The sequence below is a fragment of the Haematobacter missouriensis genome (assembly GCF_000740775.1).
Taxonomy (GTDB): Bacteria; Pseudomonadota; Alphaproteobacteria; order Rhodobacterales; family Rhodobacteraceae; genus Haematobacter; species Haematobacter missouriensis.
Map to the genome: position 1 here is coordinate 1 of NZ_JFGS01000020.1, position 24259 is coordinate 24259.

The 24259-nt window shown below is 65.3% G+C and carries 17 protein-coding genes, 1 tRNA gene and 3 pseudogenes; 15 read left to right on the top strand and 6 right to left on the bottom strand.

Going from position 1 to position 24259, the window contains the following annotated elements; all coding sequences use genetic code 11:
* Positions 1–98: 98 nt before the first annotated feature.
* The 4 genes and pseudogenes from CG51_RS12350 to CG51_RS20760 all read left to right on the top strand — a co-directional run bounded on the left by CG51_RS12350 (position 99) and on the right by CG51_RS20760 (position 3054).
* Positions 99–425 carry a phage major capsid protein gene (locus CG51_RS12350; RefSeq protein WP_051930539.1) on the top strand — a complete coding sequence of 109 codons (327 nt, stop codon included), beginning with the start codon at positions 99–101 and terminating at the stop codon, positions 423–425.
* A gap of 177 nt (positions 426–602) precedes the next feature.
* Complete coding sequence (locus CG51_RS19210; RefSeq protein ID WP_051930541.1) at positions 603–866, top strand: head-tail connector protein; 264 nt, start codon at positions 603–605, stop codon at positions 864–866.
* A gap of 168 nt (positions 867–1034) precedes the next feature.
* Positions 1035–1394 carry an HK97 family phage prohead protease gene (locus tag CG51_RS12355; protein ID WP_233141150.1) on the top strand — a complete coding sequence of 120 codons (360 nt, stop codon included), beginning with the start codon at positions 1035–1037 and terminating at the stop codon, positions 1392–1394.
* 5 nt (positions 1395–1399) lie between these two features.
* Positions 1400–3054 (top strand): annotated as a pseudogene (locus tag CG51_RS20760) (phage portal protein).
* Positions 3055–3060: 6 nt separating this feature from the next.
* Here the strand turns inward: CG51_RS20760 and CG51_RS12370 are convergent.
* Positions 3061–3137, bottom strand: a tRNA-Arg gene (locus tag CG51_RS12370).
* 57 nt (positions 3138–3194) lie between these two features.
* On the bottom strand, positions 3195–4610 hold the full coding sequence (locus tag CG51_RS12375) for a sensor histidine kinase (protein WP_035745490.1): 1416 nt from the start codon (positions 4608–4610) through the stop codon (positions 3195–3197).
* Positions 4611–4852: 242 nt separating this feature from the next.
* On the opposite strand from CG51_RS12375, the gene rpmH reads away from it, so the two are divergent.
* Genes rpmH through CG51_RS12400 form a run of 5 tightly spaced genes read left to right on the top strand, consistent with a single transcriptional unit; the run spans position 4853 to position 8230 of the window.
* Entirely contained in the window at positions 4853–4990 is a 138-nt protein-coding gene (rpmH, locus tag CG51_RS12380; RefSeq protein ID WP_035707816.1) for a 50S ribosomal protein L34, read from the top strand.
* Positions 4991–5016: 26 nt separating this feature from the next.
* Positions 5017–5532, top strand: a complete 516-nt coding sequence (gene rnpA / locus CG51_RS12385) for a ribonuclease P protein component (RefSeq protein ID WP_035745492.1) — start codon at positions 5017–5019, stop codon at positions 5530–5532.
* Positions 5529–5765, top strand: coding sequence for a membrane protein insertion efficiency factor YidD (yidD, locus tag CG51_RS12390; RefSeq protein ID WP_035707821.1), 237 nt, complete (start codon positions 5529–5531; stop codon positions 5763–5765). The genes rnpA and yidD overlap by 4 nt, the downstream gene beginning before the upstream one ends.
* Positions 5765–6634: a tRNA 2-thiocytidine(32) synthetase TtcA gene (gene ttcA / locus CG51_RS12395; protein ID WP_035745494.1), complete on the top strand. Its 870-nt coding sequence runs from the start codon at positions 5765–5767 to the stop codon at positions 6632–6634. Before yidD ends, ttcA begins: the two co-directional genes overlap by 1 nt.
* Positions 6635–6691: 57 nt before the next feature.
* On the top strand, positions 6692–8230 hold the full coding sequence (locus CG51_RS12400; RefSeq protein ID WP_035745496.1) for a VOC family protein: 1539 nt from the start codon (positions 6692–6694) through the stop codon (positions 8228–8230).
* A 4-nt stretch (positions 8231–8234) separates the two neighbouring features.
* On the opposite strand, the gene CG51_RS12405 is transcribed toward CG51_RS12400, so the two are convergent.
* Both CG51_RS12405 and CG51_RS12410 read right to left on the bottom strand, forming a co-directional pair.
* Positions 8235–8792, bottom strand: a complete 558-nt coding sequence (locus tag CG51_RS12405) for an NADPH-dependent FMN reductase (RefSeq protein WP_035745498.1) — start codon at positions 8790–8792, stop codon at positions 8235–8237.
* 111 nt (positions 8793–8903) lie between these two features.
* Positions 8904–17888 (bottom strand): GH36-type glycosyl hydrolase domain-containing protein, encoded by an 8985-nt coding sequence (locus CG51_RS12410; RefSeq protein ID WP_143412970.1) that lies wholly within the window; start codon positions 17886–17888, stop codon positions 8904–8906.
* 204 nt (positions 17889–18092) lie between these two features.
* Between CG51_RS12410 and CG51_RS19215 the strand changes: the two genes are divergently transcribed.
* From CG51_RS19215 to uvrC, 5 genes are all read left to right on the top strand, one after another.
* Entirely contained in the window at positions 18093–18836 is a 744-nt protein-coding gene (locus CG51_RS19215) for a hypothetical protein (RefSeq protein ID WP_051930547.1), read from the top strand.
* Between the two features lie 44 nt (positions 18837–18880).
* On the top strand, positions 18881–19696 hold the full coding sequence (locus CG51_RS12420) for a S49 family peptidase (RefSeq protein ID WP_233141146.1): 816 nt from the start codon (positions 18881–18883) through the stop codon (positions 19694–19696).
* Between the two features lies 1 nt (position 19697).
* On the top strand, positions 19698–19883 hold the full coding sequence (locus CG51_RS12425; protein ID WP_035745500.1) for a hypothetical protein: 186 nt from the start codon (positions 19698–19700) through the stop codon (positions 19881–19883).
* 39 nt (positions 19884–19922) lie between these two features.
* Complete coding sequence (locus CG51_RS12430; protein WP_035745502.1) at positions 19923–20705, top strand: SDR family oxidoreductase; 783 nt, start codon at positions 19923–19925, stop codon at positions 20703–20705.
* A gap of 335 nt (positions 20706–21040) precedes the next feature.
* Positions 21041–22912: an excinuclease ABC subunit UvrC gene (uvrC, locus tag CG51_RS12435; protein WP_035745504.1), complete on the top strand. Its 1872-nt coding sequence runs from the start codon at positions 21041–21043 to the stop codon at positions 22910–22912.
* Here the strand turns inward: uvrC and CG51_RS19565 are convergent.
* Positions 22865–23374, bottom strand: coding sequence for a restriction endonuclease (locus tag CG51_RS19565; RefSeq protein WP_233141151.1), 510 nt, complete (start codon positions 23372–23374; stop codon positions 22865–22867). The genes uvrC and CG51_RS19565 overlap by 48 nt on opposite strands.
* A 269-nt stretch (positions 23375–23643) precedes the next feature.
* On the opposite strand from CG51_RS19565, the pseudogene CG51_RS19570 reads away from it, so the two are divergent.
* Positions 23644–23857, top strand: a pseudogene (locus CG51_RS19570) (integrase core domain-containing protein); the annotation flags it as partial.
* A gap of 178 nt (positions 23858–24035) precedes the next feature.
* Here CG51_RS19570 and CG51_RS21140 read toward each other — a convergent pair.
* Positions 24036–24218, bottom strand: a pseudogene (locus CG51_RS21140) (winged helix-turn-helix domain-containing protein); the annotation flags it as partial.
* Between the last annotated feature and the right edge of the window lie 41 nt (positions 24219–24259).

A 24259-nucleotide genomic window follows, 5' to 3' on the forward strand; every position in this document is an offset into this window, starting at 1 on the left:
TCATTGGAATCCGCACTCCGAAGGCATGAGCGGCCGGCTGACCGGCATCGAAGCCGACGCATCAGGAACTGTCGCGCGACCGCGAGGTGCGTGGCGTGATGGTGCCCACGGAAATCCTCATGGAAGCCCGCGCGCTCACCACCACGACTCCGGCCGGACCGGCGGCGGGCAATCTCATCGGGACAACCATGGGGCCGCTGATGGATCGCCGCCGCTCAGCGCTGAAGGTGGAGGACATGGGCGCGACCGTGCTGCGCAGCCTTTCCGGCAACTTCGACCTTCCCCGGCTTGCCGGCAGTGGCATCGCGGGATGGGTGGCGGAACATGCGCCTGTGTCCCGGTCCAATGCGCGTTTCGGCAAGGCCAGCATGTCGCCGAAGACGGTAGCAGCCGAATACGAAGTGTCGCGCCGGCTGCTGCTGTAAAGCTATACCGCGCTGGAGCCGATCCTGCGGGCCGACCTCGGTTCCCTTCTTGCCGCAGCGGTTGACGGAGCGGCGATCAAGGGCGGCGGTGTCAATGAGCCGAGCGGCATTCTCAACACCACCCTGCCGACGATGCGCTTCAACGTCGCGCCGCTCGACGCCGGGAGGCGCCGGCCAATGCTCACCCTCGCCGAGGCCAAGCTTCAACTGCGTATCAGCGAAGATGACCTCGACGCCGAGATCGTTCAGGTGATTGCCGCCGCGGCGGATCATCTGGCTTCGATCGGGATAGCCCTGCCCTCCGATCCCGCGCCGCCCGCTTTACAGCGGGCGGCGCTCCTGCTTGTCGATCACTTCTTCCAATGGTCGGGCCGGATGGGTGACGACACCGCGCCCGTCGTCAACCGGCTGATCACGCCCTATCGGGAGATCGCCCTGTGACCGTCGAACGCCGCGCATCGCTACCTAACTACGCGCCAAGGGCAGCCGTCTCGAAGGCTATGCTGCCACCTTCGGCGCAGAAGCCCGGATCGGCGATGCCTTCACCGAAACCATCGCCCCCGGTGCCTTCGCACCTCGCTCGCTTCCGGCCGGGACATTCTGGCCCTGCTGGACCACGATCCCGGCAAGGTGCTGGGCCGCACCCGCTCCGGCTCGCTCCGCCTGACCGAAGACGCCCGCGGGCTCGCCTTCGACCTCGACCTTCCCGACACGCAGGCCGGCCGCGACGTGCTGGCGCTCGCCGAACGCGGCGACGTTGGCGGCATGAGCTTCGGCTTTACCGTCCGCGATCAGCATCGCAAGGGCGACTGGCGCGAGCTGCGCGCCGTGGAACTGCTCGAAGTCTCCGTGGTCTCCACCTGGCCGGCCTGTCCCGGCACCGTGGTGCGGGCGCGGGCCGCGCTTTCCGGCCATCCGCAGCTCGCCCATGCCGCCCGGATCGTTCGCATCATGGAGGCGCAGCAATGAGCCTCATGTCCCGCATCCTCGGCCGCGAGCGCCGCGCACAGGAAACCGTCGCCACCTCCGATCCCTATCTTCCCGAGTTCTTCGGTCATGGCGGGGCGCTGGCGGCCGTCGATCCCACCCGCGCCTCCGGCCTGCCAGTCGCGCTGCGCTGCATCACGCTGATCGCCGAGCTGATGGCGAGCGTGCCGCTGTTTGTCTACCGCTCGACTGACCGGGGCGGCCGCGAGCGGGCGAATGACCATCCGCTCTACGGGGTGCTGCACGACGCGCCGAATACGTTCCAGACCGCCTTCGACTTCCGCAACGCGCTGATCGTCAACCTGCTGACCCACGGCAATGCCTATGCCGAAATCGAACGGAACGGGCGTGGCCAGGTCACGACACTGCGCATGATCGACCCGCGCGGCATCTCTGTGGAGAAGCTGCGCAGCGGCCGCCTGCGCTACGTGGAGACCGGCGCACCGGGCAAGGTGATGCTGCAAGACGAGGTGCTGCACCTGCGTTGGCGGCTGGCTTCCGATGGCGTCATGGGCCTCTCCCCGGTGCATCTGGCGCGCGAGACCTTCGGCCTTGCCGTCACGCAGGCGGAAGCGGCGGGCAAGCAGGCGCAGAAGGGCTTCCGGCCGGAAGGCGCGGTGGTCTTCGCCCAGTCGATCAATCCGACGCAGAAGATCGATGTGCTCGACAAGCTGCGGCAGAAGATCGAGCGGAACGACAGCACCTCGGGCGTGTTGGTGCTCGACGGCGGGGCGGACTGGAAGCCGTTCGCCTTCTCCTCGATGGACGCCGAGTTCCTTGAGAGCCGTAAACTCCCAACCTCGACGTGTGCCGCATCTTCGGCGTGCCGCCCTCGGCCGCCGGCATCACCGACAACGCGACCTATTCGAACATCGGCGAGGAAAGCCGGGCGCTGGTGCAGCGCTGCCTTGCGCCGATGGCGAAGCGAATCGAGCAGGCGATGAACATGGCGCTGCTGTCCGAGGAAGCGCGTAAGACCTTCTTCGTGGAGCACGACCTCGCGGGCCTGCTGCGTGGCGACCTTGGCGCGCGCTATGAGGCCTACCGCACCGGCCGGGATGGCGGCTGGCTCTCACACCGGGCAGCGCTACGGCGACCTGATCGACTGCGTTGGTCCGACTATGACGGCGAGAGCATCAGCCTCAAGCAATCCAAGACCAAGGAGCCGGTGAGTGTCCATTGCTCGGAGGCGCTGCGGTTGATGCTCGATTCTGCCCCTAAGGTCAGCCCCTTCATTCTCACTCGGGAAGACGGGCGTCCGTGGTTCACCGAGGGCAGCGACAAAGAACTGAGCAAGCGGTGGCGTGCCCGGATGGCTGAGGCAGGCTTCTATGCCAAGCCGTTTGAGGAATTAAGCAAGGCGGGGAAGGCGGAGCAACTGCACTTCAATGACCTTCGCGGGACCGCTGTGACGCTGCTGGCTGCCGCTGGTGTGGCGATCTCGCAAATCTGTGCGGTGACGGGTCACACACTACAGTCGGCTACCCGCATTCTGGAAAAATACATGGCCCGAACGGCCGCCCTGTCGAAGGCCGCGATCCTGGCATTCGAGAACAGTCCGGCAACGGCTTTTGCAAACCGTCTGCAAACCGGACCGAACCCCCTCCCGGAACAGGAGGAGAAAGCGAGGGTAAATCAATAAGATGATTGGCGCACCCGAAGAGATTCGAACTCCTGACCCCCAGATTCGTAGTCTGGTGCTCTATCCAGCTGAGCTACGGGTGCGCTGTGGGGGGCATGTACCGCCCCCAGCGGGGGGATGCAAGGGCGAAAGTGAAGAAGTTATTGCGCCGCGGTTTCGGCCTGCACACTGCCGCGCGGCAGGCGGATGATGAACTCGGTCCCTTCCTCGTCGCTGCGGGCAAGCTCCAGCCGTCCACCATGGCCGCGGACCAGTTCGGCGGAGATGGCGAGGCCGAGGCCGAAGCCGCCTTTTCGCGCCCCGCCCTGAAACGGGGTGAACAGGAACTCCCGTGCCTTCTGCGGCAGGCCGGGGCCGGTGTCTCCCACGCGGATGAACCACTCGGCCTCATCCTCCCCGGCGCTGACCTCGATGACACCGGGCTGGCCAGTGGCCTCGATCGCCTGCCGGGCGTTGCGGATGAGGTTGGACAACACGCGGTGAAGCTGCTCGGGGTCGGCGCGCAGCCACAAGGTGGGCGGTACGTCGTTCAGGAAGGTGATCTGGCCGCCAGCCGCCTCATCCGCCATCGTCTCGCTTTCGAGAATCTCCGACACGGTGCGGATCAGCGGGAATCGGGTAAGGCTGGGCGGCGGCTCCTCTGCCCGGCCGAAGGCAAGCGTGCTCTCACACAGGTTGATCGCGCGGGAGAGGGAGCCGACGAGCTTCGGGGCGGCCCGCTGCACAGCAGGGTCTTCGGAGCTTTCCATGCGGTCGGCGAAGAGTTGCGCGGCGGTCAGGATGTTGCGCAGGTCATGGCTGATCCGGGCAACCGCTCCGCCGAGCTGGGCGAGCCTGTCCTTCTGGCGCAGCGCCTGCGTCAGCTGCGTCTGCATGGAGCGGAGGGCGACTTCGGCCTCACGGATTTCGCGTACGCCCCGGCTGGAGGGTTCGATGATGAGCCGCGCATCCTCCGGCGCCTCCGCATAGGCGGTGACATGCTGGATCAGGTGCCGGATCGGGCGGAGCACCAGCCGACTCACCGCCGCGAACAGTAGCACCGCTGTCACCACCGAGAATACGGCGGAGAGCAGCAGGATGCGTAGCCCGTAGTCCACCATCGCCGCCCGGAGCGGTTCCGTTTCCGTCGTCACCTCGATCAGCAGGCCCGCGTCGTGTACCGGATTGCCAATCACGCGGATGATGCGGTTGTCCCGCTCCAGCAGAACGGAGAGCGAGTCTCGGATGAGCTGGAAGGGACCTGCCTCCCGCAGATCATAGGTGCCATAGATGGGCTGGGTGATGGGGGAGGACAGAACGAGCTGGCGCACCTCGTCCCGGCGGAGGACCACGTTCATCACCCCTGCGGTGGCCAGCAGTTCCTTTTCCAGCGATTCGTCCAGCACATCGTCGCTGGCCAGAACGGAGAGCGCGGCGATCTGTGCCCGCTCCAGCCGGAGATGCAGATAGTCCACCCGATAACGCGCGATGGACGGGACGAGGATCAGCACCTCGGCCAGCAGCACGAACAGTGTCGTGACGATAAGGAATCGGCCGGAGAGGGAGTTCAACACCATGCGAAGCGCCTGCCCCCGGTCGCAGCCCGACGCCGCCGGGGATTTTCCCCGGTTTTTTCACAGCTTCGCGACAGGATAAAGCGGAAAGCGACCTTGCGGCACCTCTCGGCGGGAGAGAGCGACGCCCGGATTGACTTCCTGCCGCTTTCCGCCTATTGGGCTGGCTTCGAACAACCCCGGCCTTCGAATCCGCACGTTTTGCGGGTTTGGGTCGCATGACAGACGACGAACGGAGTGCCGCGATGAGCAAACGTACTTTCCAGCCGAGCAACCTGGTCCGCAAGCGCCGGCACGGGTTCCGCGCCCGCATGGCGACCAAAGGGGGCCAGCGTGTCCTCAACGCGCGCCGCGCCCGTGGCCGGAAGGTTCTCTCGGCGTAAGCCGGGACGATCCTGAGGTCAGAGACATGACGCCGCCGGAACCCGGTCAGGAGGGCCTCGTCGCCGAACCTGATGGGGGGCCGGCGGCGGTTTCGTATGTGGAGGAGGCCGCGGACGAACGTCTCGGCCGGCACAACCTCCAGCGCACCGGGTTGAGAATTCTGAAGCTTCGCGCGGATTTCCTGCGCGCGGCACAGGCGCGCCGTCAGGCGACTTCGGGTTTCCTGCTTCAGGCCCGCCGCCGGGCGGAGGGGGAGCCGGGGGAGGGGATCCGCGTTGGGTTCACCTGCTCCAAGAAGGTCGGAAATGCTGTCGCCCGAAACCGCGCCAAACGGCGGCTCCGCGCCCTCGCGCGCGAGCGGTTGCCGCTGATCGGACGCGCGGGATGGGACTACGTGCTGGTCGGGCGGCCGGGCGTGACGACGGACCGGCCGTTTGCCGATCTGCTGTCTGATCTCGACGCGGCCATCGCCTCTGTCCACCGTGCCTCTGCCCACCGCGACGGGCTGCGATCTGAGAGGCGCGAAAGGCGGCCAAAGTGACGCCGCTCGCGCATGTTGTGGCACTGCCGGTCAGGGCCTACCGGCTGCTGATTTCGCCGTGGCTGGGCCAGTCCTGCCGGTTTCAGCCTACCTGTTCCGCTTATGCGCTGGAGGCGCTGGAGCGGCATGGCGGGCTGCGGGGCGGCTGGCTGACGCTCCGCCGCCTTCTTCGTTGTCACCCGTGGGGCGGATCGGGTTATGATCCCGTGCCGCCCGCAAGAAGGGACCGCTGATGCTGGACGAGGCCGACGACATCCATCCGCTGTTCCGCGGCGCGCCGCAGAGCACGGAGTTCCGCAAGCTCCGCAAACGTCTCGTCCGTGAGGTGCGGGAAGCGATCGACGCCTATGGCATGATCGAGCGCGGAGCCCGCTGGCTCGTCTGTCTGTCGGGGGGCAAGGACAGCTATACGATGCTCGCGATCCTGCATGAGCTGCAATGGCGTGGCCTGTTGCCCGTCGATCTGCTTGCCTGCAACCTTGATCAGGGGCAGCCCGGATTTCCCGCGACGGTGCTGCCGGAGTTTCTGTCGCGCATGGGCGTGCCGCACCGGATCGAATATGCCGACACCTATTCCATCGTGATGGACAAGGTGCCGCAGGGCCGGACGATGTGCGCGCTCTGCTCCCGCCTCCGGCGCGGCAACCTCTACCGCGTCGCGCGGGAAGAGGGATGTTCGGCGGTCGTTCTGGGGCACCACCGGGACGATATCCTTGAGACGTTCTTCATGAACCTCTTCCATGGCGGGCGGCTGGCAACCATGCCGCCGAAGCTGCTGAACGAGGATGGTGACCTGTTCGTCTATCGCCCTCTTTCATTTGTGGCGGAGGCGGATTGTGAGAAATTCGCCCGTGCGATGAACTATCCGATCATTCCCTGTGACCTCTGCGGTTCGCAGGACGGCTTGCAGCGCCAGCAGGTGAAGCAGATCCTCGACGGGTGGGAGGCGCGTTCGCCGGGCCGGCGGCAGGTGATGTTCCGCGCCCTGATGAACGCCCGTCCCTCGCATCTGCTGGACCCGGCGCTCTTCGATTTCGCGGGGCTGTCCCGCGGCGTGGAGCCTGTGGAAGTGGATCCGGCCATCCCGCGTCTCGCCGACTGACCTTGCCCCGCTCCCCGCCCGGCGCATATGCGGAAAGGGCAACGAAAAGGGAGCGGCATGGTTACGGGCATTCATCACATCACTCTGGTCACACGCCGCGTTCAGGCGAACGTGGATTTCTACGCGGGATTTCTGGGTCTCCGGCTGGTGAAGCGCACGGGCGGGTTCGAGGATGCCGAACAGCTCCACCTGTTCTATGGCGACCGGACAGGCTCGCCCGGCTCACTGGTGACCTTTCTCGTGTGGGAGGACGGCGCGCCGGGCCGGGTCGGTCACGGGCAGGTGGCGGAGATCGCCTTTGCCGTGCCCCGTGCCGCGCTTGGCGACTGGCTGGGCCGCGCGCTGGAGCGCGGGATCCCGCACGAACATCCCCGCAAGGAGTTCGGAGAACCCGTCCTGCGGTTGAAGGATCCCGACGGCGTGGTGGTGAAACTGGTAGGCAGCGATCTGCCCGCGACCGCACCATGGACCGAAACCGTGCCGGAAGCGCTGGCGATCACCCGCCTGCGCTCCGCCACCCTCTTCAGCGAGGCGCCCGAGCAGACGGCGGCCTTCATCGCGCGGTTCGGCTATCGCCCTGTGGCGGAGGAGGGGACGGTCCGGCGTATGCTGTCCGATACGGACGCCATCGACATCCGTGACGCCACCGGCTTCTGGCCGGGTGTGCCGGGGACGGGGATCGCCGATCACGTGGCCTTCCGCGCGCCCGATGTGCCCGCGATCCGCAGTATGGAGGCGGAGCTCTCCCGCCTGAACGCCACGGAAACCAACCTCCACGACCGGAAGTATTTCGTCTCCCTCTATGCGCGCGAACCCGCCGGAACCCTGATCGAATACGCGACCGACGGACCCGGTTTCCTTGTGGACGAGCCGGAGGAAACGCTTGGAACCGCGGTGATGATCCCGCCGTCCGACGCGGAGCGTGGCGCCGATCTTCGTGTGATGCTGCCGCAGTTCGCGTTGCCCGATACGCCGCGTTTCCCTCGGCGCGACCTGCCCTTTGTCCACCGCCTGAACGAGCCGGAGGAGCCGGATGGCAGCGTGCTGTTTCTGCTGCACGGCACGGGCGGGAGCGAAGCGGATCTGATGCCGTTCGCCCGTCGCGTTGCACCGCATGCCACTCTCGTCGGTCTGCGCGGCCGTTCGACGGAGGAGGGGACGCTCCGCTGGTTCCGTCGGCTGGGAGAGGGGCGTTTCGACGAGGAGGACATCCGCTCGGAGGCAGAGGCGCTTTCCGCCACCATCGCGACCGCGATCCGGGGCTATGGGCTGGATGAGGCGCGCACCGGCTTTCTGGGATATTCCAACGGTGCGAACATGATCTGGGCGACGATGCTACTGGAGCCGCGCGCGGTGCAGCGGGCGGTGCTGCTCCGCCCTGCGGCTGTGCTGTCCGCACCGCCCGTGCCGGAGGCGAGCGGAGCGGCGCTGATCGTGTCGGGTGCGGTGGACGAGGTTGCTCCGCCCTCTCCCCTTGTCGCTGAAGCGCTACGGGCCGCGGGCGTGGAGGTGACGGAGGAGGTGGTGCAGGCGGGTCATGCCCTGACCCCGTCAGATGCGCTTGTGGTCAAGGCATGGCTGGAGGAACATCTCTGAGCGGTCAGCCACCCTCCCGCACGAAACCCACGAAACCGGCGAGGAAGTTCGCAAGCTGCTTGCGCGTTTCCTCGTTTTCCAGTTCGTGATCTGCGTCCATCAGCGTATGGGCGCGTGACACCATCATCCGCCCGCCGAACCATGGACGCGTGCCAAGTGTGCGGAACACAGGCAGCCAAGCGTTCTGGGCAAGAATGGTGCCGAAGCCGCCCGGAGAGGCACCGATGACCGCGACGGGCTTGCCACCCCATACCTGCGCGATGTCATCGGCCGGCCGGGTCATCCAGTCAATCGCGTTCTTGAATACCCCGGGCAGCGAATTGTTGTACTCCGGCGTCACGACCAGTAACCCGTCCGCCTGCATCAGCATATCCTTCAGGCGGGCTACCGGCTCCGGGATACCCGACGCGGCCTCGTCATCCGCATTGTAGAGCGGCACATCGGCGATGCTGCCCATCTGCAGGGCAACTCCCTCCGGCATCAGCCCCGATGCGGCGCGGAGCAGCGATGCATTGAACGAGGCGCGGCGAAGGCTGCCAGACAGTCCGAGAATGGTGGTCATCGCGTTCCTTTCCTGTTGCTGGCCGGCAATATAGCATTCCCGGACGCTCCTTCATCTTCCTGAAAAGCCGGTGCGGCTTTCGCGGACTACCTTGTCCTGCCGGCGGAGTGTCTAGCGGCTGTCCGTCTCTGCCGCGTCACGGGGAACCGGCGCAGCCGCTCCGTCGGCAGCGTCCTCGGTTTGCCGGGTCACCTCGACGGTATGGGAGCCGTCCTGTCTGGTCACCGCGACGTGGTAGCGGCGACCGTCGGGAAGTCGGATATCGGCCTCATAGCCCGGCCAGTCGGGTGGGATGTTCGGCTCCACGCGCAGATTTCCATCGGCCAGCGTGATGCCGAGGATCCCCTCCACCGCAGCCCGGTAGAGCCAGCCTGCCGAGCCGGTATACCACGTCCAGCCCCCGCGACCGCGCTTATCGCCGATGCCATAGACATCCGCCGCCACGACATAGGGTTCCACCCTGTAGCGATCCGCCTCCGCGCGGTTCTCCGCATGCGAGACGGGGTTGATCATGTCGAAAAGGCCATGCGCATCCGAACCCCGGCCCATTCGCGCCAGCGCATAGACCATCCACGCCGCGGCATGCGTGTACTGCCCCCCGTTTTCCCGCACGCCAGGGGGGTAGCCCTGGATATAGCCGGGGTCGCGGGCCTCGCCATCCGCACCGCCGACAAAGGGCGGCTGGAACAGGCGAATGAGACCCGCCTCTGTATCCACCAGATGTGACAGGGCCGCATCCACCGCGATGGTTGCATGGTCCTCCGGGGCGATGCCGGAGATGGCGGCCCAGCTCTGCGCGATGGAATCGATGCGGCAAGCATCGCTTTCTTGGCTTCCGAGCGGCGCCCCGTCGTCATAATAGCCGCGGCGATACCACCCTCCGTCCCATCCCGCCGCTTCCAGCGCCTGCGCCAGCCGCTCCCGATGCGCCTGCCAGCGGTCGGCGCGCTCCGCCTCGCCCCGCGCCCGCGCGAAGGGCGCGAAGGCGTCGAGCGTGGTGGCAAGGAACCAGCCAAGCCAGACGCTCTCTCCCCGGCCCTTTTCGCCCACGCGGTTCATCCCGTCGTTCCAGTCGCCGCCAAGGATCAGCGGCAGGCCATTCGCCCCCGTCCGCTCCACGGCGAGGTCGAGCGCGCGGGCGCAGTGTTCGTAGAGAGGCGCCGTCTCCGCGCTGTGACCGGGGGTGTAGAAGGCATCATGCTCCCCTTCCTCCAGCCTCCGGCCCTCCAGCCAGGGCAGCGGATGGTCCAGCAAGGCGGTATCGCCGGTGGCCGCCACATAACGCTCCGTCAGATGGCCCAGCCACACCACATCGTCGGAGATCATCGTCCTGACGCCCGCGCCCGTCGCAGGCAACCACCAGTGCTGCACATCCCCCTCAGGGAACTGGCGGCCGGCGGCGTTCAGGATCTGTGCGCGGGCGAGGGAAGGGTCTTGTAACAGGAGGGCGCTCGTATCCTGCAACTGGTCCCTGAAACCGAAGGCGCCGGAGGCCTGATAGAAGGCGCTCCTGGCGCGGATGCGGCACGCGATCGCCTGATAGGGCAGCCAGCCGTTTATCATGAGATCAAGCTTCGGATCCGGGGTACTGACCTGCAGGGTATCCGTGATACCGCGCCATTCCCCTGCCGCGGCGGCAAGAGCGGCCTGCCAGGCATCCTCCCCCAGCACGCGAGCGGGGAGATGATCGACATCAGCCTCCTCCCCATCGCCGAGCGCGAATGTCACACTGCGGCTGGCACCGGGGGGAAGGGTCACTTCCGAGATGAGCACGGCGCAGGGATCGCCCTCCGTCTCCAGAGAGGACCCCGGCCAACCGTCCACCAGCGCTGCGGGGCGGCGAAGATTGCCCCCCCGGCCGAAGAATGCGGTGCGGGAGCCTAGGAACCCCGTCATGACGCGGTCGCAGGTGAAGACGGCGGCGTGCCCAACCGCTTCCGTCGCAAAGGGGTTCCGCGCGGCAAGTCCGCCGGAGGCAAGCCGCCGGAACCGGATCATCGGCGCGGTCCTGCTGCGGTTCTGGCCCAGAACGCATTCCGCATAGCCCGCGACGCGCAGCCGCAACGTCCGCCCGGACCGATTATGGAGCGTGAGACGGGTGAGCTTCGCCGGCTGATCCGCATGGAGCGTCTGAACGGCCTCCACCTCCAGCCAGTCGGTAAAGGCTCGGAAAGTGGTCTGACCGAAGCCGTGCCGCACCTCGTAGAGCGCCAGCGGATCGTCGGAGAGGCCGGCAAAGGGTGTCGCGATACGACCGCTTTCCGTATCGTGGATGAAGAAGCCCTCGCCCGGGGGGTCTATGACCGGATCGTTCGACCATGGCGTGATCTGGTGATCACGGGAGTTGACGGACCAAGTGAACCCCGCTCCGGTGGCAGAGACGTGGAAGCCGAATGCGCCGCGCGCGATGACGTTGATCCAGGGATGCGGTGTCGCTTCGCCGTGGCGGAGACGGACGACATAGCTCCGCCCATCAGCGGAAAAGCCGCCGTAGCCGTTCCAGAAGCGCAGAGCTTCTTCCGGAAAGGCAGGGGGCGGCAGAGCTTTTACCGGCAGGGCGGGCGGCGGCGCCTTCGGGGCAACGCTCTCCTCCGCGATGGTGTCGAGCCGATGGATCTGCTCGGACAGCCGCCCGTTGCGGGCATGTATCGAAATCCGCGCGGCGGCCAGGAGCGTGTCCAGCGTCTCGCGGCCCAGCATGTCGCGGCGCAGGACATAGACATTGCCGCCTTCCCCCGTCCTGCGACGCTCATAGCTTTGCGACAGGGCGTTGATCTCGTCCTGCAACTGCTCGGAATAGGAAGTGGCGCGCTCGTTCAGGATCACCAGATCCGCCAGCACCCCACGCGCGCGGAAGTAGAGATGCATCCTGAGCGCTTTTCGCACGATGGGAAGGTCCGCCTCGCTATCAAGTCGGAGCAGGAAGATCGGTACGTCGCCCGATATGCCCGCAGGCCAGAGCGCGGATTGCGGGCCCATCGCCGCCTGCGTCGCGGCATCCATCGCCGTCAGCGAAAGGTCCGGATAGACCAGCAGCGCGGCATACCGACGAAAGAGCGCGGCTTCCTCCAGCGGGATGTCCAGATGGCGGAGTTGCACCTGCGAATAGGTCCAGGCGAGGCGGCTCTCGTGCTCGAAGGTTTCGGCGCGGCTGTAGTGCGCCACCGCCCGCTCCAGTTCCTCGGCCGTGTCGGTGACGACGGTCCAGAAGATCAGGCTCGCCTCTTTCCGGGGCAAGATGCGGATACGGCGGCGGAGGGAGAATATCGGGTCCAGTGTGAAACCCGTCGCCCCGGTGAGCTCAGCTCCCTGATCAAATGCGGCAGCCGTACCGAGCGTGCGCCCGCGGCCGATGAAGGCGCGTCGGTCGGTTTCGAACTCGGTACCCCGCCCCTCAGGCGGCCCGCTCAGGAAATGGGCAAGGTGCAACTGCCTGTCGCCGGCGGTGCGGCGGTTGCGCCGAGCCGTGATGACACGACCATTCTCCCATACCTCCGTGCGGATGAACATTTTGGAGAAGGCGGGATGCGCGGCGTCCGCCTCTGCCCGGTCGAGCACGATCTCCCCATACGAGGTGATCTCTATGGTCCGCGCCTCGGTGCCGAGATTGCGGAGCACGATACGACGTCCTTCCGCATTGGCCTCCGCCGCGACGATGACCTCCATCCGGCTGTCGATGCCATGTGCGACCTTGTGGAATTCAGCCTTGTGATCGGAGAAGACGGCGCCGGCGGTTTCTCGCTTTGCGCGGCGCGGGCTCGTGCTGGCGGACCACCACATGCCCGAGGCCGTGTCTCGAAGGAACAGGAAGCTGCCGCCGTGGTCGAAGGTCGGATCCGGTCGCCAGCGCGTGACAGCCAGCCTGCCATACGTCATGTAACCCGCGCCGGTGGTGGAGAGCATGACCGAGTGGTGCCCATTCGAAAGAATGGCCACGGCATTGCGGTTGTCCTCTGGCTCGGGCGCGACGTTCAGGGGCTGCGCTTCCGGGCCGGCGACATGGGCGGGGCTGGAGGCCGAGTCGCTCCGCGTGAGCGGCACGATCTCCCGGGGTGCCTTTTCCTGCAAGAGCAGCTCCGCCGCCTTGATGACCGGATCGTCGTGAAAGCGCGTGCGGTGGATGCCGTCGAGGATGGAGTTGCCGATCGCGACGATGCTCATGCCATGGTGATGCGCCATGTAATTCCGAACGACCGCGTATTTCGCGCCCTCCTGCAACCGGCTGGGGGTGAAGTCCACGGCATCATACGCCCCCTGCGGGCCGAAGGCGCCCATCTTCTCCAGCCGCCGCAGGTTTGCCACCGCCGCATGGGGACGGATCTGGCTCGCCAGGAGCGTTGCATAGGGGGCGACGACCACGTCCTGCCCGACCGTGCGTTTCAGGCCCAGCTCGGGCACCCCGAAGGCGTAATACTGGTAGTTCATCTCCCGGTCCCGGGCGTTGAAGGCGCTCTCCGACACGCCCCATGGGATACCCAGCCGGTTGCCGTGCTGTATCTGCACCGCTACTGCCATGGCGTTGGACTGATTCAGGATACCGCCCACGCGCTCCTGCATCACGAGAGGGGGCATGAGGTATTCGAACATCGAGCCGGACCATGACAGCAGCACACCGCGCCCTTCGAAGGCGGTGACGGGTCGGCCGAGGCGGGTCCAATGCTCCACCGGCAGGTCGCCCTTGGCGATGGCGAAGAAGGAGGCGAGCCGCGCCTCCGACGCCAGCAGGTCGTAGCAGGACAGGTCGCGCTCACCCAGATCCGGCCTGTAGCCGATGGAGAGGAGGCGCTTCTCCGGGTCCATCAGGAAGCGGAAATCCATGGCAAAGGCGAGGGAGCGCGCCCGTTCAGCCAGCGCGGCGAGACGCTCTGCCAGACTGTCCTTCTCTTCCCAGCCGGCGAGCGAGTCGCCCGTCATCGCGTCACAGGTGGCTTTCAGCGCATTGGCCCACCAGACGAGTTCCGCAGTGGTGGCGTGACCTGCCTCCCGTTCGAGGTCGAGGCTCAACTTGCGGATATCCTCGGCGATGACGGCGAGGTTGATCGCGCGCACCGGGGCGAGCTGCGGTTCATCGAGATAGCTGGCGAGGCTCCGGGCGAAACCGTCGATCCGCTCCTCGATCCGGCGGCGGAGAGGGCGGAGTGTGCGGCGGTCGTCCGGCACGGCGGCATGGCGCTCCCGCACCAGGGCGAGCACGTCTCCGATCCCGTCCAGATTGCCCAGCATGTTGACGGACGGGTTCCGGCTCCACTCTCGAAGCGCGGAAGACAGCGTGACCAGGTGTCCGGCGAGGTTGCCGCTGTCCACGGCGGAGACATATCGCGGCTCCAGCACGGCGAGGTTCGCCGTGTCATACCAGTTGTAAAGATGGCCCCGATACTTCTCCATCCTCTCCAGCGTGCCGAGGGACTGTTCTATGCGGCCCACGGCGACCTCGAAGCTGATCCAGCCGAAATCGCGCGCCGTGAGGACGGAAAGCAGATAAAGCCCGATGTTGGTGGGGGAGGTCCGCTCGGCGATCTTCGGGGCCGGGGCTTCCTGAAAGTTGTCGGGGGGCAGCCAGTTCGATTCTGCGGTGACGAAGGTTTCGAAATACCGCCAGGTGAGGCGCGCCGTCCGGCGCAGTGTATCACGGTCCGCGGGACGGATGTTAAGCCGATCCTCCGTGGCGAGCGGGCGGCTCACCTCCCATGCTGCAAGCGGCGCCAGTGTCCAGATAAGTGCGAAGGGCAGGGCGACGGCCAGACCGGCGGGGTTAAGAAGCGCAACCGCAACAAAGAGGCCCAGCCCGATCACCGGCGATATCCACATGTAGCGCAGGTAGTCCTTCAAGTCTGACCGCGCACTCACATGCACCTGCTGGGCCGTGCGCCATTCGAGCAGATGCTTGCGTGAGACGAACATGCGGTAGAGGGCGCGCACGATCGCATCGCCCATCTTTACCGCGAGATGGGCCATGAAGGTGAGCCGCAGGCCGAATTCCACCAGAAGGCCGCGCCCCTCGCTCAGCACGACGTGGATGTGGCTCCGGGCAGAGGTTCCGCGCTGCCGGGGCACGACGCCGATCAAGAAGTTGGCAAGCGGCACGAAGATGAAAGTCAGGACAAGACCTACCTGCCACCAGAGCGCGGCGTTGAACGGCATCGTGAGCCAGCCTATGGCGGACGCCAGAACCCAGGCGATGGGGACCAAGGTGCGGCGCAGGTTGTCCACCATCTTCAGCCGTGCCACGCCGTTCAGGCCGTTCGTCGGGTCGAGGATGAAGGGTAGAAGCTGCCAGTCCCCCCTTGCCCAGCGATGCTGGCGAGAGACATCCACTTCGTAGCGGGTCGGGAAATCCTCGATCACCTGGACATCTGAGACGAGCGCCGCGCGGGCCAGAGATCCTTCGATCAGGTCATGGCTCAGAACGGCATTTTCCGGCAGGCGGTTGTCGATCGCGGCATCGAAGGCGCGAACATCATAGATACCCTTGCCGGTGAAGCTCCCCTCGTCCAGCAGGTCCTGATAGAGGTCGGACACGGCAAAGACATAGGGGTCAAGGCCACGGTTGGCGGAGAACACCCGCTGGAAAACCGAGCTTTCCGCTCCGGATGTGAGGGAGGGCGTGACGCGCGGCTGAAGGATGCCGTGTCCGCGCGTGACAAGGCCCGTCTTGGGATCGTTGCGGGGCCGGTTCACCGGGTTGTCGATCTTGCCGACCAGATCGGCGATGGAATCGCGCGGCAGACGGGTATCCGCATCAAGCGTCACCACGTAGCGCACCCCATCCGGCGGGCGGGGGCCTGTGTCGAGGAAGGTGGTGTCGCCCTCACCCTCCAGTAGCTGGTTCAGCTCGCTGAGCTTGCCGCGCTTGCGCTCCCACCCCATCCAGACGCCTTCGGCAGCATTGAACAGGCGGCGGCGATGCAGAAGGAAGAACCGTCGCCGCCCGTCATGGGCATAGCGCTCGGCCAGAAGGTCAATGCCGTTTCGGGCATAGGCGACCAGTTCGTCGTCGGAAGGCTGCGTCTCCTCCGCCGCATCCGCCCAGTCGGAGAGCAATGCAAAGGATACCTCGCCGCGCGGGTTCGCGAGGTAGTGGCGCTCAAGATTGCCCAGCAGGTCATCGATCGTGTCGTAGTCGGTAAGCAGGGAGGGGATAACCACCAGCGTCCGCGCCTCAGGAGGGATGGCATCGGTGTAGTCATAGGCGGGTAGCCGCGCCGGTGGCACGAGCCGCGAGGAGACGAGACTCACCAGTGCCATCGCAGCATCCGAGGCCGGAACCAGCGCCAGCAGGATAAGCACGATGGAAACGGGGAGCGGCAGCATCGGCTGGGCGGGAAGCGTGAGGGCCAGCAGCCCGGCGATGATCACGGACAGCACCAACACCGGCACGAAGATCGCCGGCCAGCCCAGCCGTTGCGCAAAGCGAAGGCAGCGTTCCCCGAAGCGCGTCCGGTAGCCGCAGGCTTGTTCCAGCTCGCCGAGCCTGTCGCCGACCAGCACCCGCCCGACCTCTGGCCCGACCTCGTGAGGCGCATCGTGCGGGGGGGCGGCGGGACTTCCCGCGTCACCGGTGCGGGTATCTGCGGCGTCTGCCTGCGCCTGTGGTTCCGTTGGGCGGGCGGCGAAGCCATTCGGATCACCTGCGCCTGAAAGAGTACCCGCCGCCTCGGAACTGACCGGGGCGCGGGACGCGTCGGGGGCCTGCGCAGGCAAAATGAGTGAACGATCATTCCTCCGATCATCCGGGTGCGATGCGTTCCCGGTCGAAGCCAAAGGAGGCGTGCCGGACAGGGGCGCGCCTGCTCCGGCATCCTGCAAGGGAGGGGGGGCCTCCGGCTGCGTAGGAAAGCGCCGCTCCGGTTCAGCACCAGAGCGGAGGCTTTCTGCCGCTCCTTCACCCGATGCGGGGATGCGAGCCGATTGCGCCGCATCAGGCGTCAGGCGCGTGTCCCTATCATCTGGCCCGGTTGAGCCCGGCCCGGTTGTGTCAGGTCCGATCGCGTCAGGCCGTCCGCCCGCATCCCGCGGCCCATCTGCGTCATGAAACCCGTCTGGATCATGTGGCCTTTCCGTCCGGGCGAGGGCGACGGCTTTTTCCGCCACCTCCACCTCGTCGAGCCGGCCATGCCGCGCCACGCGTTCGACCGTGTCGCGGTAGGAGTTGCGTGACGGCTTGTCGAGACGGCCATAATCGGAAGACTGCCGGAGCACCCTGTCGACTGCGCTGACCTTTTCGAACCATGTCAGCCAGTCCACGTCGTCCACCAGCCTCAGGCTGCGGATGATATTGCCGCTGGAGACATTGCTCGCCGACTGGCGTGCATGTTCCAGCGCAACCATGCGCTCGGCAGTGGTCCCGCGTTCCGCCAGCCGGGCATCCAGCCACGCCGTGCCCTCGCGGGATATCTGCGTGCCGTCGCGGAAGCGATAGACGAGCTGGGACGCGAAGGTATCCTCCCGCGCTTCCGCGACATGCGTAGCCAGAAGCAGCGCCACACCGCCATCGCCCGCAGGGATGAGCATCTGATCGGCGAGCGCGTTGGCCGCAAGCCTCTGCCGACGGGCGCTGTCCACCTGTTCCGATTGCCGGCGGAGGTTTTCGAGAAGCACGAAGCGCAGCAGCGCTGGAACCGCCCAGAGCTCTCCGATGGTAAGGACACGGCGCGTCTGGTAGCCCTCGACCATCTCCGTCAGGCCGGCGAGCGATATTTCGGAATCCACGATTGCCACGTATTGCCAGGCAAGAGCGAAGGCCCGGGGAACCCGCTGCCCGTTGACGAGCGTGATCTGCGGCAGATGGCGGTAGAAGGAAGGGGTGAGGTCGCGGCGAAGGTGACGGAAGTTTTCCTCCACCACGTGATGGTTGTCGATCAACCATTCGGCGGCGGGGGTGATAAGCTCCCCGTCCCGCGCAGCGGACATGATGGAAAGGTAGTTTCGCGCAATAACCGCCTGATTCTGGTCCAGGCGATCCATGATGCGGAAGGGCTGGAAGGCGTAAAGGTCGGGGCTTTCGCTCTCCGCCACAGCGGCGCCCGCCGCGCGAAGACTTCCGCCCGACCAGAAGGGGATACGTATGGAGGACGCCTCGGGGCTCGTTCCGTCCACGGTCAAGCCCAATGCCGGTGGGTCATGCAGCGCCTCCCTGAGCAACGGGCGGCGATCTGAATACCTCGCTCACCCGAGCTGCAACGCGGCGAAAGCGGCGTTGTTCCCTAAGCGCGAGGCTTGCTTGACCGCTCTGTGCGCGCCGCCCGAACTTTAAGCGACCCATCTCCTTGCGCCTGTCCTGCGGGCAGAAGACGCCAGTCGGTGCAGTCGGTGCAGTCGGTGCAGTCGGTGCAGTCGGTGCAGTCGGTGCAGTCGGTGCAGTCGGTGCAGTCGGTGCAGTCGGTGCAGTCGGTGCAGTCGGTGCAGTCGGTGCAGTCGGTGCAGTCGGTGCAGTCGGTGCAGTCGGTGCAGTCGGTGCAGTCGGTGCAGTCGGTGCAGTCGGTGCAGTCGGTGCAGTCGGTGCAGTCGGTGCAGTCGGTGCAGTCGGTGCAGTCGGTGCAGTCGGTGCAGTCGGTGCAGTCGGTGCAGTCGGTGCAGTCGGTGCAGTCGGTGCAGTCGGTGCAGTCGGTGCAGTCGGTGCAGTCGGTGCAGTCGGTGCAGTCGGTGCAGTCGGTGCAGTCGGTGCAGTCGGTGCAGTCGGTGCAGTCGGTGCAGTCGGTGCAGTCGGTGCAGTCGGTGCAGTCGGTGGAAATTCCGCAGCACTTCGATGGGACGAATTCTATGGAGCCCTGGCTGATGGGGATCCGGTCGGACGCTTGTGAGGACACCCGGGGCTACCTGTTGTTCGGACATGACACCGCACATGGCCGACGGGTGATCAGCAATTGGGATCCAATGATACGCCTTTTGCTGCGCCATGCCGGCACCCGTAACGGGCCGGCCCTGTCAGACATCTGCTGCTCGCCGTCGCGCTCCACCGCATGTAACCAAAATCCTTCTGGCCTGCCGCCGATTCACCGCTTTTTGAAAGAAGTTGTCGCCAGCCCGCCTACGCCCGTGCGGTGACAGGACGGCGGCACCCCTTGCCGGGGGAGGGTATCCGCGCATAAATGCGGACCATGGCTTTCAAATTCTCCTTGTCCTGCCGTCCGACCGTCGCCGTCATCCGCCTGCAGGGCACGATTGCCGCAGGTGGCCGCGGGGGGTTGAGCGATGCGTCCCTTGCCCCGGTGATCGCGCGTGCTTTCGCGAAGAAGCCGGTTGCGGTGGCGCTTGCCGTGAATTCTCCGGGTGGATCTCCGGTGCAGAGCGCGCTCATCGCCGCGCGCATCCGCCGTCTGGCGGAGGAGAAGCAGGTGCCCGTACACGCATTCGTGGAAGATGTTGCTGCTTCGGGGGGCTACTGGCTCGCCACGGCGGGGGATGATATCTGGGCCGATGACAGTTCCATGCTCGGATCCATTGGGGTCATCCATGCCTCCTTCGGCTTTGCCGAGTTCATTCATCGCCATGGCATCGAGCGACGGGTGCTGACGGCGGGTCGCTCAAAGAGCCTTGCCGATCCGTTCCGCAGCCTGACCGAAGCTGACGAGCAGCGGATCCGGGCGTTGCTTGAGCCGATCCACGGGAATTTCATCCGTCATGTGGAGATGCGGCGCGGTACGCGGCTGGCCAGCGACATCGACCTGTTTCAGGGCGATGTATGGGTCGGCCAGCAGGCGGTTGCGCTGGGCCTCGCCGACGGTATCGGACATCTCGTGCCACGCATGAAGGCGCTCTATGGCGACAAGGTCCGCTTTCGCGCGTTCGGGCCGAAACGGTCCCTGCTGTCGCGACTTGGTATGAATGCGCTGGGCGCGGAAGCACTGGCCGGGCTGGAGGGAGCTGTGGAAGAGCGGGCGCTGTGGGCGAGATACGGATTGTGACATGCTGCTGAAAATCGCGGTATTCTTTCTGGCGGCGGTCGTTCTGCTCGGCTTTCTCGGCCAGATGCGTTGGTTCCGGCCTACGCGGAAGCAACAGCCGCCGCAGATATCGAAGCCGCAACGGTGTGGCGACTGCGGCACCTGGCTCATCGGGCGGAAGACCTGTCCCTGCAAGGACAAGGCCTGACGCGTTCTTCGGCGCATCCGAGGGCGGAAGGAAGAAGACATGGCACCCAAGGCACTGGTTACCGGCGCAGGCAAACGTATCGGGCGCGAGATGGCGCTCTACCTCGGCCAGCGGGGATATGAGGTTGCGGTCCATTACTCCGCATCTGCCAATGGGGCGGATGAGGTCGTCCGCCAGATTCGCGACGCGGGTGGGCAGGCCGTGGCACTTCAAGCCGACCTGCTGAGCGCTTCGGAGACAGAGAGCCTCGTGCCTCGTGCGGTGGATATGCTGGGCGGTGCGCTGACGCTTCTGGTGAACAATGCGTCGATCTTCGAATACGACACACTTGCCTCGGCCACGGGGGAAAGCTGGGACCGGCATATCGGCTCCAATCTTCGTGCGCCGTTCTTTCTGACGCAGGCCTTTGCCGCACAGGCGCCGCAGGCGGGCAAGGATGACCGGGGTGAGGCGGTTGCGCAGGCGCTCGTCGTCAATATCATAGACCAGCGGGTGGAGAAGCTGACGCCGGAATTCATGACCTATACCATCGCCAAGATGGGGCTCTGGGCTTTTACCCGCACGGCGGCACAGGCGCTTGCCCCGACGATCCGGGTCAATGGCATCGCGCCGGGACCGACGCTTCGGGGCGCGCGTCAGGATGACGAACACTACCGCCGCCAGCGGTCCGCAACGATTCTGGAACGTGGAGCCGATCCCTCGGACATCACCGCTGCTCTGGGATATCTGATCGAAGCGCGGTCCGTCACGGGGCAGCTTCTGTTCGTTGATGGTGGGCAGCGGCTTGCCTGGCAGACGCCTGACATCCTCGGGACGAAATAACCTTTCGCCACCCTTTGCCCGGCAGCAAGCGGCACCGAGACTTGACTTTTCCCAAGCGGGGGTGGTCCGTCACACGTTGTTCACGATTCATCCGCATTTGCTGCCGCTTTGCCTGCGGAAAAAAATTTCACCAGCAAAATCAGAGCGTTGCAATCGTGCCCAAAAAACGGGCAGCTTGACGAAGGGGTAGGAAAACAAGGAAAAAGGCTCTCTGCCATGAAGTTGTCTCCAGACTTATCCACAAAAGTCGTGGACTCCTTTTCCCTTGCATACCGAGTGCCCAGATTGCAGCCCATGCCGGGAATCGACCCGGTCGCCAAGAGGAGAGCCATTCCGTGACCGCCGTCGATCCCAGACCGGACCAGCCCAAAACCGGACATGCGGTGATAGCGGATTATCTGCGCACGCTCGACTCATCCCCCGGCGTCTACCGGATGCTGGATGGCGAAGGGCGCGTGCTCTACGTCGGCAAGGCGCGGAACCTGAAGGCGCGGGTCTCGAATTACGCGCGCCCCTCCGGCCATTCGGGGCGCATCGCGCGGATGATCCGCGAGACGGCCTCCATGATGTTCCTGACCACCCGGACGGAGGTGGAGGCGCTGCTGCTGGAGCAGAACCTCATCAAGCAACTGAAGCCGCGCTACAACGTGTTGCTGCGCGACGACAAGAGCTTTCCGAACATCCTTCTGTCGCGGGAGCATCCCTTTCCGCCGATCAAGAAACACCGTGGCCGCAAGGCGGAGAAGGGAGATTACTTCGGACCCTTTGCTTCCGCCGATGCCGTGAACCGGACGATCAACCAGTTGCAGAAGGTGTTCCTGCTGCGCACCTGCTCGGATGCGACCTTCTCCAGCAGGACGCGGCCGTGTCTGCTCTATCAGATCAAGCGTTGCTCCGCCCCCTGCGTGGGCCATGTCTCGGAGGAGGGCTATGCGGGCCTCGTCCACGATGCGAAGGAGTTTCTGGAAGGCCGCACGACCCATGTGCAGTCGGAGCTCGCCACCGAGATGCAGGCCGCGTCGGAGGCGATGGAATTCGAGCGCGCCGCCGCGCTGCGGGACCGTATCAGGGCGCTGACGCAGGTGCAGTCCTCGCAGGGGATCAATCCGCGCGGAGTGGCCGAAGCTGACGTGATTTCACTTTACATGGAAGGGGGACAGGCCTGCGTGCAGGTCTTCTTCATCCGCGCGAATCAGAGCTGGGGCAACCGCGACTACTATCCGCGGACCGGTTCCGGCGCGGAGGCGGGCGAGGTGCTGGAGGCGTTTCTGACGCAGTTCTACGACGACAAGACGCCGCCGCGCCTCATCCTGCTGTCGCAGGAGATCGACAATGCCGATCTCGTGACGGAGGCGCTTCGGGAGCGCGCGGGCCGCAAAGTGGAGATCAGCGTGCCGCTCCGCGGTGAAAAGGCGGAGCTGGTTGCCAACGCGCTCCGCAACGCGCGCGAAAGCCTTGCCCGCCGCCTGTCGGAGAGTGCCACACAGAAGCGGCTCCTGGAGGGGGTGGCGGAGGCCTTCGGGCTGGAGGCCCCGCCCGCGCGGATCGAGGTCTACGACAACTCTCACATTCAGGGCACGAACGCGGTCGGCGGCATGATCGTCGCGGGGCCTGAGGGGTTCATCAAGTCGCAGTATCGCAAGTTCAACATCAAGGGCACCGAGATCACGCCCGGCGATGACTTCGGCATGATGAAGGAGGTGCTGACCCGGCGGTTCCAGCGGCTGCTGAAGGAAGACCCGGAACGGCAGGGAGAGGCATGGCCAGACCTTCTGCTGATCGATGGCGGGGCGGGGCAGGTCTCGGCCGTGCATGAGATCATGGCCGAACTGGGGGTGGAGGATATTCCGATGGTGGGTGTCGCCAAGGGGATCGACCGGGATGCCGGCAAGGAGGAGTTCTACCGCACCGGCGCGCCGCCATTTGCACTCCGCCACAATGATCCGGTGCTCTATTTCATCCAGAGACTCCGCGATGAGGCGCACCGATTCGCGATCGGCACTCACCGGGCCAAGCGGGCGAAGTCCATGGGCGCCACTCCGCTGGACGAGATACCGGGCGTTGGCGCATCGCGCAAACGCGCGTTGCTTCAGCATTTCGGATCCGCCAAGGCGGTGGCCCGGGCCGGTCTGTCCGACCTGAAGGCAGCGCCCGGCATATCAGAGGCCATTGCCCAGACGGTTTACGATTTCTTCCACAAGGATTGAGTTGATCAAATCTCTGCTTCGTCGAAGAAATCCCTGTCCACCGTCCTGATGAGACAGGTAGCCCGCGTTCGCACGCCCACGCCATGGGTAAGCATGAGATCGGCCAGCCGACGGCCGTTGATCCGGACGACAGGGTGTTGCACCCACCGCAGATAATCCGAGGCATCTCGTGAAAAAACCCGAAGTCGTGACGAAAACCCCCTTCGTCGCGCCTTCGCCGGTGAGCGATCCGATGAACTTCTGCATGTCCGGCCGACCGACCCGATGATCCTCCGCATAGCGCTTGGCCTGCACGAATACCGTATCGAGGCCCAGGGCGTCCTCATGGATGATCCCGTCGATCCCGTCATCGGCACCTTGCGCGGTCAGGCGTCCGTTCGCCAAGTCTCCGCCTCCGAATCCCATCGCACCAAGCAGCTCCAGAATGACACGCTCGAAGCGTCGCGGGGTCATCTGGCGCACCAGGGTCAACAGTTCGTCCCGCACCGCGGCATTGAGTTGCTGCGATGCAGTTTCGATGGCGTCTTAACAGGCTGCTGAAGAAGTCCTGAAGTGTCATGCTACGCGCCGGAAATCGGAAAATCCGCTCGAACCCACGGAAGTATACGGATTTTGGCTGGATTTCGTCAGATGGCGAACGATTTCCACCCCAACACAGGCCAAAAAGCCTTTTCAGCAGCCTGTTTAGGGGTCTGGTCGGTGGCAGGATGTTTTACCGAGGAAGGTGGAACGGGAAGCCACATCAGAACGCTTACGTCGAGCGTTACAACAGGACGGTCCGGCATGAATGGCTGGACCTCCCCATCTTTGAAACAATCGATGAGGTGTGGAGATCGCAGCCGACTGGCTACGGAACAATGAGCGCCCCAACACAGACATTGGCGGCATTACGCCGCCCAGAAACTGAAGATGGCGGCCAGAAGTCTAATTCTGCGCCCCGTTTAAAAGATGAAGATCGCCGGTCGCGTGGCAAGGAAAATGCCTGTTCTTGAGCCGCGTCCCCCATGCGCGAGATTTCCAGCCATTGAACGTAGGCGGATATCGCTCCAGCATTCTGACGTCGATCTTGTCTGCTTTGGAAGCCAGAAATGCCTTCCCTCGGCTGTGATCTGAAGGTTGCCTCACCCGACCGACCTGAAAGCCCGGCTTTGGCGAGATAGGTCCCCGCCCGGTGGATGCGATTGTGCAGGACTGCCGGTTTCCCGCTGGGGGGAAGGGCATCGGCATCTTCATCGCTGATATGCAGCTGCGGCTGAAGGGCGTCAACACGCCCACCTACGCGCCTCGATCGTACGTTTTCAAGCAAGTGAGGAAAGGAAGCACGAAGGTCTGAAAGTTCGGAAGCGA

Excerpts from the sequence above, each read along its gene's own strand:
- CG51_RS19210 (WP_051930541.1), top strand. The coding sequence starts at position 603 with ATGCTCACCCTCGCCGAGGCCAAGCTTCAACTGCGTATCAGCGAAGAT.
- CG51_RS12400 (WP_035745496.1), top strand. The coding sequence starts at position 6,692 with ATGGTTACGGGCATTCATCACATCACTCTGGTCACACGCCGCGTTCAG.
- rnpA (WP_035745492.1), top strand. The coding sequence starts at position 5,017 with ATGACGCCGCCGGAACCCGGTCAGGAGGGCCTCGTCGCCGAACCTGAT.
- CG51_RS12430 (WP_035745502.1), top strand. The coding sequence starts at position 19,923 with ATGGCACCCAAGGCACTGGTTACCGGCGCAGGCAAACGTATCGGGCGC.
- rpmH (WP_035707816.1), top strand. The coding sequence starts at position 4,853 with ATGAGCAAACGTACTTTCCAGCCGAGCAACCTGGTCCGCAAGCGCCGG.
- CG51_RS12405 (WP_035745498.1), bottom strand. The coding sequence starts at position 8,792 with ATGACCACCATTCTCGGACTGTCTGGCAGCCTTCGCCGCGCCTCGTTC.
- CG51_RS12420 (WP_233141146.1), top strand. The coding sequence starts at position 18,881 with ATGCGGACCATGGCTTTCAAATTCTCCTTGTCCTGCCGTCCGACCGTC.
- CG51_RS12350 (WP_051930539.1), top strand. The coding sequence starts at position 99 with ATGGTGCCCACGGAAATCCTCATGGAAGCCCGCGCGCTCACCACCACG.
- ttcA (WP_035745494.1), top strand. The coding sequence starts at position 5,765 with ATGCTGGACGAGGCCGACGACATCCATCCGCTGTTCCGCGGCGCGCCG.
- CG51_RS12375 (WP_035745490.1), bottom strand. The coding sequence starts at position 4,610 with ATGGTGTTGAACTCCCTCTCCGGCCGATTCCTTATCGTCACGACACTG.
- CG51_RS12425 (WP_035745500.1), top strand. The coding sequence starts at position 19,698 with ATGCTGCTGAAAATCGCGGTATTCTTTCTGGCGGCGGTCGTTCTGCTC.